Origin of the sequence: Paracidovorax sp. MALMAid1276, assembly GCF_049198005.1 — a bacterium.
In the GTDB taxonomy this organism is placed as follows: Bacteria; Pseudomonadota; Gammaproteobacteria; order Burkholderiales; family Burkholderiaceae_C; genus Acidovorax.
Map to the genome: position 1 here is coordinate 45,017 of NZ_JBMIRS010000235.1, position 11,640 is coordinate 56,656.

Sequence of the window (11,640 nt, forward strand, 5' to 3'; positions counted from 1 at the left end):
GCAGAACAGAAAAGGGCAGAGGCTGATATGGCAAGAGAGTACAAAGACGTGGTGGTGGGGCTGGACATCGGCACGGCCAAGGTCATGGCCGTGGTGGCCGAGGTGCTGCCCGGCGGCGCGCTGAAGCTCGCGGGGTTGGGGGTTTCGCCCAGCAACGGCCTCAAGCGCGGCGTGGTGGTCAATATCGACGCCACGGTGCAGAGCATCCAGCAGGCGTTGAAAGAAGCCGAGCTGATGGCCGACTGCAAGATCCAGCGCGTGTACACCGGCATCACCGGCAGCCACATCCGCGGCCTCAATTCCAGCGGCATGGTGGCCGTCAAAGACAAGGAAGTCACGTCCGCCGACGTGGCGCGCGTGGTGGAGACGGCCAAGGCCATCAACATCAGCAGCGACCAGCGCCTGTTGCTGGTGGAGCCGCAGGAGTTTGTGATCGACGGGCAGGATGTGAAGGAGCCCATCGGCATGAGCGGCATCCGCCTGGAGGCCAAGATCCACATCGTGACCGGCGCGCAGAGCGCGGCCGAGAACATCATCAAGTGCGTGCGCCGCTGCGGCCTGGAGGTGGAGCAGCTGATGCTGAACCCGCTGGCCAGCAGCCAGGCCGTGCTGACCGACGACGAGCGCGAGCTGGGCGTGGTGGTGGTGGACATCGGCGCGGGCACGACCGACGTGGCCATCTTCACCGGCGGCGCGATCCGCCACACGGCCGTCATTCCCATCGCGGGCGACCTCATCACCAGTGACATCGCCATGGCGCTGCGCACGCCCACGAAGGACGCCGAAGACATCAAGGTGGAGAGCGGCTACGCCAAGCAGCTGCTGGCCGACCCCGAGGCGCAGGTGGAAGTGCCCGGCCTCGGTGACCGCAGCCCGCGCATGCTGAGCAAGCAGGCGCTGGCGGGTGTGATCGAGCCACGCGTGGAAGAAATCTTCTCGCTCGTGCAGCAGGTGGTGCGCGAGTCGGGCTATGAAGAAGTGCTGTCTTCGGGCATCGTGCTCACGGGCGGCAGCTCGGTCATGCCCGGGATGATCGAGCTGGGCGAGGACATCTTCCTCAAGCCCGTGCGCCGCGGCATTCCCAAGTATTCCAGCGCCTTGTCTGACATGGTGGCCCAGCCCCGTGCTGCTACCGTCATGGGTTTGCTGGAAGAGGCGCGCATGGCGCGGCTGCGCGGCTTCAAGGTGGCCCAGAAGAGCGGGTCGATGAAGACCGCATTCGGCCGCTTCAAGGACTTCATCGTGGGGAACTTCTGACCATGAAACACCCCCTCTGGCTTGCGCGCGGCAGCCCCCATAAAGCACCGCGAGAGCGATGGCGATGCACAGGTCCGCCACGCTGTCGAACGACCGAATTCCCCCTCATTCCCATTTGGCAATTGCACACGAATCTAGAACCAGGAGCTCCAACATGACCATCGAAATGATCGAAGCCGAAGAATTCAACCAGGGCACCCAGATCAAGGTGATCGGTGTGGGCGGCGGCGGCAGCAATGCCGTCGAGCACATGATTGCCCGCAGCGTGCAGGGCGTGGAATTTGTCTGCGCCAACACCGATGCGCAGGCCCTGACCCGCAGCTCGGCCCACCGCGTCATCCAGCTGGGTGGCAGCGGCCTGGGCGCCGGCAGCAAGCCCGACAAGGGCCGCGATGCTGCCGAAGCCGCGGTGGAAGACATCCGCAGCGCCATCACCGGCGCGCACATGCTGTTCATCACGGCCGGCATGGGTGGCGGCACGGGCACGGGCGCCGCGCCCGTGATCGCGCGCGTGGCCAAGGAAATGGGCATCCTCACCGTCGGCGTAGTCACCAAGCCTTTCGACTGGGAAGGCGGCCGCCGCATGCAGAACGCCGACAACGGCCTGACCGAGCTGGAAGCCAATGTCGATTCGCTGATCGTGGTGTTGAACGAAAAGCTGCTGGAAGTGCTGGGCGACGACATCACCCAGGACGAAGCCTTTGCCCATGCCAACGACGTGCTCAAGAACGCCGTGGGCGGCATCGCCGAAATCATCAATGAATACGGCCATGTGAACGTCGACTTCGAAGACGTGCGCACCGTGATGGGCGAGCCTGGCAAGGCCATGATGGGCACGGCCACCGCCAGCGGCCCCGACCGCGCGCGCATTGCCGCCGAGCAGGCCGTGGCCTGCCCGCTGCTCGAAGGCATCGATCTGTCGGGCGCCAAGGGCGTGCTGGTGCTGGTCACGGCCGCCAAGGGCAGCCTCAAGCTGTCGGAGTCGCGCCTGGCGATGAGCACCATCAATGCCTACGCGTCTCCCGACGCGCACGTCATCTACGGCGCCGCCTACGACGACAGCCTGGGCGACGAGATCCGCGTCACGGTGGTGGCCACAGGCCTGTCGCGCCCCAACGCGCGCCGCCAGCCCATTTCGGTGGTGCAGGGCGGCCTGCGCACCGGCACGGACAACATGGCTTACCAGGTGCCGGTGATGGGAGGCGCTGGCACCCTGGGCGCTGCGGTGGGCGTGCAAGGCGGCCACGCCGCTGGCGCGCAGGCCGACTACGGCAGCATGTCGGTGCCCAGCGTGTGGCGCACCAACCGCACGCAGGCCGCAGCCCGCGTGGATGCACTGTCCTCCGGCGGCATGGACGACCTGGAGATCCCAGCGTTCCTGCGCAAGCAGGCCGACTGACAAGGCCCGGCGCGCCCCGAGGGGCGCCGATGGAAGGCTTCGGCCGCTCCAAGAAAAAGCCCCCGGTCCATGCGGCCGGGGGCTTTTTCATTCATTGCGGCCTGCGGGCCGCTGCAAAGCTCAGAAGCTTTCCCACTCATCGTTGTCGCCGGCCGGTGCGGCCTTGGGCGCCGGCGCCGGGGCTGCGCTGCCGCCCTTGGCGGGCAGGGCCGGGGAGGGCTTGGCCGGGGACTTGGCGGCGGGCAGCTTGCCCTTGGGGCCTGGGGCAGCAGGCTTGCTGCCCGCCAGGGTGGCCGCCGGGCGCGCCGCAGCCGCAGGGCTTGCAGCTGCCCGATAGGCCGCGGGTGCGGGTGCGGGTGCGGCGCTGTTGCTGCCGTTCACCCGGAACAGCGCCACCACCTGCGTCAGACGCAGCGCCTGCTCCCGCAGGCTGTCGGCGGCGGCGGTGGATTGTTCCACCAGCGCAGAGTTCTGCTGCGTCATCTGGTCGAGCTGGTTCATGGCGGTGTTGACCTGCGCGATGCCCTGGCTCTGCTCAGAGGTGGCCGAGCGGATTTCGCCAATGATGTCCGTCACGCGCTGCACGCTGTCGACGATCTCGGTCATGGTGGCGCCCGCGTTGCCCACCAGCGCCGTGCCGGATTCGACCTTCTCCACCGACGCGCCGATCAGCGTCTTGATCTCCTTGGCCGCCTCGGCGCTGCGCTGGGCCAGGCTGCGCACCTCGCTGGCCACCACGGCAAAGCCCCGGCCCTGCTCGCCCGCACGGGCGGCCTCCACGGCCGCATTCAGTGCCAGGATGTTGGTCTGGAAGGCGATGCCGTCGATCACGCCGATGATGTCGCTGATCTTGTTGCTGCTGGCGTTGATGTCCTGCATGGTGGCCACCACGCGCGACACCACCTCGCCTCCGCGCGCGGCCACCGAGGCGGCCGAGGTGGCCATCTGGTTGGCGGTCTGGGCCGAGTCGGAGGTCTGCTTCACCGTGCTGGTCAGCTCCTCCATGCTGCTGGCCGTGCTCTGCAGGTTGCTGGCCGTGTCTTCGGTGCGGTGGGCAAGGTCGTTATTGCCTTGTGCAATTTCGCTCGATGCGGTGGCGATGCTGTCGGACGCTGTGCGCACCTCGGTCACCAGCTTGCGCAACGCGCCCACCATGTGGGACAGGCCCGCCAGCATCGAGCCGGGCGGAGCGGGCGGAATGCTCGCATCCAGGTTGCCGTCGGCCACCTCGGACATGATGGCGATGGCTTCCGTGGGCTCGCCGCCAATCTGGCGCAGCACCGAGCGCGACACCACCACGCCGATGGCGCCCACCACCAGAAACACCACCAAGACCACGCCCAACCCCGACAGCAGCGCCTTGCGCACGAGGACGTCCACGTCATCCGTGTAAATGCCCGAGCCGACCATCCAGTTCCAGCCATCCACCCGCACGATGTACTGCAGCTTGGGCACGGGTGTCTGCTGGCCCGGGCGGGCAAACATGGTGGGCACGAAGGCCTTGCCGTCCTTGCTGCTGCGCAAGCCGTTCACCAGCAGGCCGATGATGTCCACGCCCGACGCGTCCTTCACCTTGCCCAGCATGTCCTGCCCGTCCCATTCCTTGCGGAACGGGTGCATCACGCCCACGCCCTCGGTGGTCCAGATGTAGAAATATTCCGTCTTGCCGTCGGCGCCGCCATAGCGGGACAGCCTGAGGGCCTCCTTCGCGGCTTTCTGGGCGTCCTCCACGCTCATGGCCCCGCTGGCCGCCTGGGCCTGGTAGCCCGTCACGATGCTGTGGGCCGACTGCACGGCGGTGGTCAGCAGTTCCTGCCGCGACTCGATGATGAGCCGCCGTTCTTGCAGCAGCGAGGCGATGGCCATGACCAGCAGCGCGGCCAGCGCGGTGCCGATCAGCAGCAGGATCTTCATTTTGAAGCTGAGCTTGCTCATGGGGTGTCTCCGGAGGGGGGGCTTTCAGCGGCGATGCAAAGTCAATACGCGCCGAAGGCATTGTGGGGCGAACCGCAGGGTGAGCGCAGTAGGTGAAAACGTGGCGGTGCCCCCAGCGGCCGCAGGGCAAGCCACCGGAAACTAAAATGCCGCATGCTCCAGCAACGCACCCTCAAGACTCTGACACGCGCCGTGGGCGTCGGACTGCACAGTGGCCAGCGGGTCGAGCTGACGCTGCGGCCGGCGCAGCCTGATACCGGCATCGTGTTCCGGCGCGTGGACCTGCCCCAGCCTGTGGACATTCCCATCCGCGCCGAGGCCGTCACCGACACGCGCCTGGCCTCCACCATTGCCGTGGGCAATGCCAAGGTGCACACGGTGGAGCACCTCATGTCGGCCTGCGCGGGGCTGGGCATCGACAACCTCTATGTGGACATCACGGCCGAAGAGGTCCCCATTCTGGACGGCTCCTCCGCCTCCTTTGTCTTTCTGCTGCAAAGCGCCGGGGTCGAACTGCAGAAGGTGCCCAAGCGCTTCATCCGCGTCAACCGCCCGGTCGAGGTGCGCGAAGGCGAGGGCGCCAATGCCAAATGGGCGCGCCTGACGCCCTATCACGGCTACAAGCTCAGCTTCGAGATCGACTTCGACCACCCCGCCGTCGATTCCACTGGCCAGCGCGTGGAGTTCGACCTGGGCAGCGGCAATTACAGCCGCGACATCGCGCGCGCCCGCACGTTTGGCTTCACGCGCGACGTGGAGATGATGCGCGCGAGCGGCCTGGCGCTGGGCGGCGGGCTCGACAACGCCATCGTCATGGACGACTACAAGGTCCTCAACAGCGACGGCCTGCGCTATGACGACGAGTTCGTGAAGCACAAGATCCTGGACGCCATGGGCGACCTGTACCTCATCGGCAAGCCGCTCCTGGCCGCCTACAGCGCCTTCCGCTCGGGCCATGCCATGAACAACCTGCTGCTGCGCGAGCTGCTGGCCCAGCGCGACGCCTGGGACGTGGTGACCTTCGAGGACGAGCGCCAGGCCCCCACCGGGTTTGCGCAACCGGCGCGCGCCTGGTAGACAGGGCGTTATCGCGTTTTCGCCCACTCCCGCAGTCATCCCAGAGCCCGCCCGCCATGCTCATCTTCCGCTGGATCGTCATGGCGCTGCTGCTGGTGGCCGCCGTATCTTTCGCGTTCTATGCCGGCACCGGCCAGCCGCGCTACAAGCGCCTGGGTTTGGTGGTGCTCAAGTGGGTGGTCATTGCCACCACTTTCTTTTTCGCGGTGCTGCTGATAACACGGTTGGGATAGGCTAAACGTCTGAGCCATCCGTAGAAGTCCGAAATGGCATACAACGGACACGAACCGGAACTGCTGATCTGGTACTTCCCGATCCCGATCGGCGCTGCCGCGATGGCTGGGACGCCGACCGCGGTAGCGCCACCCATCGGACGCTGCACCCCTGACGTCCGCAACACGCCCAGCCAACCGGCTTTCAACCGGTAATTGTTCGGCGCAGCGTGTGGCAGGCTTCAGTCTATGCGCTGGTCACGAGAGATGGCGGCGGAGTTGCCATCCAGCGATACCCATGATGCTCAGCCCAAGAAGGATTTGTGCCCATTCGGACAGCGACGGGACGGCCTGTACCCCGCTTGCGCAACTGCCACTGTTGTTGAATATGACCGTACCTGGTCCGTCCATTGTCAGTGTATTGGTGTATGGGTAGCTTCCTGCGGTTGTCTGATTGTAGGCAATTAGCACTGAATATTGTTGGCCGGCGACCAAATTCATTCCGGAGAACGTCGATGTATTAGTGCCGCTGAAATTGGAAACGAAAAAATTGGAGATAGGCGTGGGCGGAGGGAATGTATCTGAGGGGGTAAAGGTGCCGTTCAGGAAGAACGTCGTATTCACCACATGAGTCGTCGTGGAAGATGCTGAATAGGCCCCGGATTGGCACACTCTGAAGGAGTGCAGCGTGTAGATCCACCTAAAACTGTTGCTGTACGTAGTTAAATTGGTATTTGTTCCTGCCTGAATGGTGGGGGCATAAGTCAGAGTCGACGAAGATCCTTGGTTAATGGTTGACGTGACCGCCATAGCGGTCCCGCAGTAAAGCGGTAGCAGAAAAACAGCCGCCCGTAGTAGATATTTTGCTGTGTATGGAGTTGCCATTTTGTCTTCGGAAGTTAATGGAAAATAATCTTTAATAGTTTGCATCTAGTTGTGGAGGCTCTTGGCCCACCAGTAGATGTATCGAAGTGTGCCACGCATGCCACGGCCACTCGGGAAGTCCGCGCTGCCAAACTGCTGCAAATCGCGCAGCCTCCGCACATTCCAGCTCCCTCCCGCGCTGACGTATGCGCTCTGACCCTATACTCGCGCCTGCTCCGGGGTGCACGTAGAGGCCTTTTGATTGGGTTTCTGGGCGTGCTGAGACGGCGGACCCAACCGCCGGAACCGCGAACTTGATCTGGTTAGTACCAGCGTAAGAAGAGCTGCAGCCACTGGCGCACCCGCGTCCCTGCCATTCACCACGTGACCTGCAGGGGCCGGCCCGCGCGCAGGGCCGATGGCGGAGCACTTTTCCATCCTACCGACAGGAGAGTGCCCACCATGAACGCCCCCGACAAGTTCGCCCATCTGCTTGCGCTCACGCGCGAACCCTTCCCCGCCTCCACCAAAAGCTACATGGCCGGCAGCCGCGCCGACCTGCGCGTGCCGGTGCGCGACATTGCGCTTACCAACGGCGAGTTGGTGAGCGTGTACGACACCTCCGGCCCCTACACCGATCCCACCGCCAAGATCGACGTGCGCCAAGGGCTGGCCAGCGTGCGGGGTGCGTGGATTGCCGAACGCGCCGACACCGAAAGCTATGAAGGCCGCGTGCGCAAGGCGCTGGACGACGGCCAGAAGGCGGAGGACGGCGACCGCCTGGCGCAGCTGCGCGCCGAAGCCGCAGCGCTGCAGCGCCAACCCCTGAGGGCCAAAAGCGGCGCCAATGTGACCCAGATGCACTACGCCAAGAAGGGCATCATCACCCCCGAAATGGAGTACGTGGCCCTGCGCGAGAACGGCAAGCGCGAATGGATGGCGCAGTACCAGCAGGACGCCGCGCGCGAGCAGCGCCTGGTGGGCAACCCGATGGGCGCGAGCATCCCCAAGATCATCACCCCCGAGTTCGTGCGCGACGAGGTGGCCCGCGGCCGCGCCATCATCCCGGCCAACATCAACCACCCCGAGGTCGAGCCCATGGCCATCGGGCGCAATTTCAAGGTCAAGATCAACGCCAACATCGGCAACTCGGCCGTCACGTCCAGCATCGAAGAAGAAGTGGAAAAGCTCGTGTGGGCGATCCGCTGGGGCGCCGACAACGTGATGGACCTGTCCACCGGCAAGGCCATCCACACCACGCGCGACTGGATCGTGCGCAACTCGCCCGTGCCGATTGGCACCGTGCCGATCTACCAGGCGCTGGAAAAGGTGGGCGGCGTGGCCGAAGACCTGACCTGGGCGATTTTCCGCGACACGCTGATCGAGCAGGCCGAGCAGGGCGTGGACTACTTCACCATCCACGCGGGCGTGCGCCTGGCCTACATCCACCTCACGGCGCAGCGCCGCACGGGCATCGTCTCGCGCGGTGGTTCCATCATGGCCAAGTGGTGCATGGCGCACCACCGCGAGAGCTTTTTGTACGAGCACTTCGAGGACATCTGCGACATCATGAAGGCGTACGACGTGTCGTTCAGCCTGGGCGATGGCCTGCGCCCGGGCTGCGCCTCGGACGCCAACGACGAGGCGCAGTTTGCCGAGCTGCACACCCTGGGCGAGCTGACCCAGGTAGCCTGGAAGCACGACGTGCAGACCATGATCGAAGGCCCCGGCCATGTGCCCATGCACATGATCCAGGCCAACATGACCGAGCAGCTCAAGACCTGCCACGAGGCGCCGTTCTACACCCTGGGCCCGCTGACCATCGACATCGCCCCCGGCTACGACCACATCGCCAGCGCCATCGGCGCGGCCATGATCGGCTGGATGGGCACGGCCATGCTGTGCTATGTCACGCCCAAGGAGCACCTGGGCCTGCCCGACCGCGACGACGTGAAGCAGGGGATCATTGCCTACAAGATCGCCGCGCACGCTGCCGATGTGGCCAAGGGGCACCCCGGCGCCCGGGCGCGCGACGATGCACTCAGCCAGGCGCGGTTCGACTTTCGCTGGCAGGACCAGTTCAACCTGGGCCTCGACCCCGACACGGCCAAGGAATACCACGACGAGACGCTGCCCAAGGACTCGGCCAAGGTGGCGCATTTCTGCTCGATGTGCGGGCCCAAGTTCTGCTCGATGAAGATCACGCAGGAGGTGCGCGAATTTGCGGCGCAGAAGGGCCTGAGCGAAACGGCCGCGCTGGCCCAGGGCATGGAATCCAAAGCCGAGGAGTTCCAACGCCAGGGCGGCCAGCTCTACGTGCCGCTGCACCGCGCGTAGCGTGGGGCGGGCGCCTGCCGCCCGCTGACTCCCGGCATAAGCCGTGCTACTGCCCCCGAGGATTCCCTATACGCGCCTCGGGGGGCCGTGCTTTCCCTGTGGATGGGCAGCCTTCCTCAGCCCTATAGTCGCGCCCACACCCGGTTCAGAAGACCGGGTGGTGGCGTGGCACCAAATTTGCTAAGCTGGGTTGTCTGTTAAAAAATGTAAGGAAGAGCTATGAATGCTCTCGGCCGCTTCTCCATCCGCACGCGTCTCTACTTCGGAACCGTCTTTTCCCTGATTTTGTTGGTCGTCATTGGCGCGATGGGTTACGTGGCCCTGGACCGCACCCGGGACACGCTGAAAGAACTCTTCGCGCAGCGTGTGCAGACCCTCACCGACATGTCTGACCTGCGCACCACTTTGGGGGACCTGCGCCGGACCGAGAAGGACATCATCATCAACTTCAACAACTCCGTGGAAGTGTCGAACCTGCGTGAATCGTGGGCCAAGACGCTGGCCGCGCTGCGCAAGAGCCTGAACGATGTGCGGCAGGTGCAGTCGGGCGACGCGGAGTTTGTCGCCTCCATCGACAAGTCGCTGGAGGAAATCAAGGCCTACGAAACCGGCATCTCGCCCATCTTCGAAAAGATCGAAGGCGCGCAGCTGGACGGCGCGGGCGGCGGCGCCTATGCCGACCGCCTCAAGGTGCACATGGAGGCCACCGACAAGCTGTTTTCCAGCCTGGCCAGCGCGGCACGCACGCAGATGGACGAGGCGCGCGCGGCGGTCGAAACGCGCACCTCCACCATGTCGGCGCTCATCGGCTTCGGGCTGGTGCTGGCGCTGGCCGTGCTGATTCCGCTCACGTTCTTCAGCGTGCGCTCCATCACCCGGTCGCTCGGTCAGGCGCAGGAGCTGGCCGACCGCATCGCCAGCGGCGACCTGTCGCGCGACGTGGTGCCGACCAACCAGGACGAAGTCGGACAGCTGGTGGCGTCGATGGGCCGCATGCAGGAAGCGCTGCGCGGCCTGGTGCGGCAGGTGCAGGATGCCGCGGGCAACATCTCCACCGCCAGCAGCGAAATCGCCAGCGGCAACCATGACCTGAGCCACCGCACCGAGCAGACGGCCGCCAACCTGGAAGAAACCGCGTCTTCGATGGAAGTGCTGACCAGCACGGTGCAGCAAAGCGCCCGGTCCTCGCGCCAGGCCAGCGACTTCGCGTCCTCGGCGGCCGAGGTGGCGGCCCGTGGCGGCGCCGTGGTGTCGCAGGTGGTGACGACCATGGACCAGATCACCACCAGCTCGCGCAAGATTGCCGACATCACCGGCGTGATCGATTCCATCGCCTTTCAGACCAACATCCTGGCGCTGAACGCCGCCGTGGAAGCCGCGCGCGCCGGAGAGCAGGGCCGGGGCTTTGCCGTGGTGGCGGGCGAGGTGCGCAGCCTGGCCGGGCGCAGTGCCTCCGCCGCGCGCGAGATCAAGGCCCTCATCAGCGCCAGCGTGGAGCGCGTGGAGCAGGGCACGGCCTTGGTGGACCGTGCAGGCAGCACCATGACCGAGGTGGTGGCGTCCATCCGCCGCGTGACCGACATCGTGGGCGAGATCAGCGCCGCCAGCCATGAGCAGTCGCTGGGCGTGGCCCAGGTGGGCGAGGCCGTGACGCAGATGGACCAGGTCACGCAGCAAAATGCCGCGCTGGTCGAAGAAATGGCCGCCGCCGCCAGCAGCCTGCAGAACCAGGCCGAGGACCTGGTGCAGGTGGTGTCGGTGTTCCGCCTGGGGGGCGATGGCGCCGGAATGCTACGACTTCAATAGCTGCAAAGGCATGCTGGCAAAGCGCAAACGGCCATTTTTACTTGAACAAATTGCACTCCGTAGATGGGTCGCCAGCCCGCGCACCCGCAACAGTGCCTGGGCTTGACTCCCTCTCCCCTCGCGCGAGAAGGTGGGGGAGAGGGGGCCTGTGCCGTGGGCGATGCCTCATCACCCCCTCTCCCCATCCCTCTCCCGCGAGGGGAGAGGGAGTGAGAGCCAGCGAAGGGTTCGACCTGATCCAGCCCTGTGGGCCCGAATTCTTCAGCCCACCCCAGGCGCAGCGATGCCCAGCGCATCCAGCTCCGCCGCCGTGAACACGCGCGAGCGGGTGTGGAAGGCCTTGCCCTCGGGCCCTTCGAGCGACAGGGTGCCTCCCGTGCCGCCTTCGATCACATCGATGATGAGCTGCGTGTGCTTCCAGGTCTCGTACTGCGCACGCCCGATGTAGAACGGGCAGCCGCCGATGTCGCCCAGGTACACGTCGCCCGCGCCCATGGTGATCTCGCCGGGCAGGTAGCAGTTGGCCGCGCTGTTGTCGCAGCAGCCGCCTGATTGGTGAAACATCAGGTCAGGGCCGTGTTTGGATTGCAGGAAAGCCACCAGCTCCAGTGCGGCGGGGGTGGCGATGACTTTTTCGACCATGGGTGTCTCCTCGTTTTTCTCCAAAGCAAAGGGGCCGTTGCCAGCCCGCCCCCTCGCACCGATGGCATGGATCTGCGCCCACCCATCCGTTCACGCTGAGCCTGTCGAAGC

General features: G+C 65.4%; 9 protein-coding genes. 6 read left to right on the plus strand and 3 right to left on the minus strand.

Annotated elements, in window-relative coordinates; genetic code table 11:
* Positions 1-27 precede the first annotated feature (27 nt).
* Both ftsA and ftsZ read left to right on the plus strand, forming a co-directional pair.
* Positions 28-1,257 (plus strand): cell division protein FtsA, encoded by a 1,230-nt coding sequence (ftsA, locus tag ACOQFS_RS19285; RefSeq protein WP_421564436.1) that lies wholly within the window; start codon positions 28-30, stop codon positions 1,255-1,257.
* A gap of 154 nt (positions 1,258-1,411) precedes the next feature.
* Positions 1,412-2,656: a cell division protein FtsZ gene (gene ftsZ / locus ACOQFS_RS19290; RefSeq protein ID WP_421564437.1), complete on the plus strand. Its 1,245-nt coding sequence runs from the start codon at positions 1,412-1,414 to the stop codon at positions 2,654-2,656.
* Between the two features lie 120 nt (positions 2,657-2,776).
* Here the strand turns inward: ftsZ and ACOQFS_RS19295 are convergent, their stop codons facing one another.
* Positions 2,777-4,591 carry a methyl-accepting chemotaxis protein gene (locus tag ACOQFS_RS19295; protein WP_421564438.1) on the minus strand — a complete coding sequence of 605 codons (1,815 nt, stop codon included), beginning with the start codon at positions 4,589-4,591 and terminating at the stop codon, positions 2,777-2,779.
* 153 nt (positions 4,592-4,744) lie between these two features.
* Here ACOQFS_RS19295 and lpxC point away from each other — a divergent pair, with 153 nt between their 5' ends.
* Both lpxC and ACOQFS_RS19305 read left to right on the plus strand, forming a co-directional pair.
* A complete protein-coding gene (gene lpxC, locus ACOQFS_RS19300; RefSeq protein WP_421564439.1) occupies positions 4,745-5,668 on the plus strand; it encodes a UDP-3-O-acyl-N-acetylglucosamine deacetylase in 924 nt (307 codons plus the stop codon).
* 56 nt (positions 5,669-5,724) lie between these two features.
* Positions 5,725-5,901, plus strand: a complete 177-nt coding sequence (locus ACOQFS_RS19305; protein ID WP_421564440.1) for a hypothetical protein — start codon at positions 5,725-5,727, stop codon at positions 5,899-5,901.
* 237 nt (positions 5,902-6,138) lie between these two features.
* Here the strand turns inward: ACOQFS_RS19305 and ACOQFS_RS19310 are convergent, their stop codons facing one another.
* On the minus strand, positions 6,139-6,810 hold the full coding sequence (locus tag ACOQFS_RS19310) for an IPTL-CTERM sorting domain-containing protein (RefSeq protein WP_421564441.1): 672 nt from the start codon (positions 6,808-6,810) through the stop codon (positions 6,139-6,141).
* Positions 6,811-7,206: 396 nt separating this feature from the next.
* Between ACOQFS_RS19310 and thiC the strand changes: the two genes are divergently transcribed.
* Both thiC and ACOQFS_RS19320 read left to right on the plus strand, forming a co-directional pair.
* The gene (gene thiC, locus ACOQFS_RS19315) at positions 7,207-9,081 is read left to right on the plus strand and encodes a phosphomethylpyrimidine synthase ThiC (protein ID WP_421564442.1); all 1,875 of its coding nucleotides are present in this window, start codon (positions 7,207-7,209) and stop codon (positions 9,079-9,081) included.
* A 219-nt stretch (positions 9,082-9,300) separates the two neighbouring features.
* The gene (locus ACOQFS_RS19320; RefSeq protein WP_421564443.1) at positions 9,301-10,887 is read left to right on the plus strand and encodes a methyl-accepting chemotaxis protein; all 1,587 of its coding nucleotides are present in this window, start codon (positions 9,301-9,303) and stop codon (positions 10,885-10,887) included.
* 261 nt (positions 10,888-11,148) lie between these two features.
* Here the strand turns inward: ACOQFS_RS19320 and ACOQFS_RS19325 are convergent, their stop codons facing one another.
* A complete protein-coding gene (locus ACOQFS_RS19325; RefSeq protein ID WP_421564444.1) occupies positions 11,149-11,529 on the minus strand; it encodes a DUF779 domain-containing protein in 381 nt (126 codons plus the stop codon).
* Positions 11,530-11,640 lie beyond the last annotated feature (111 nt).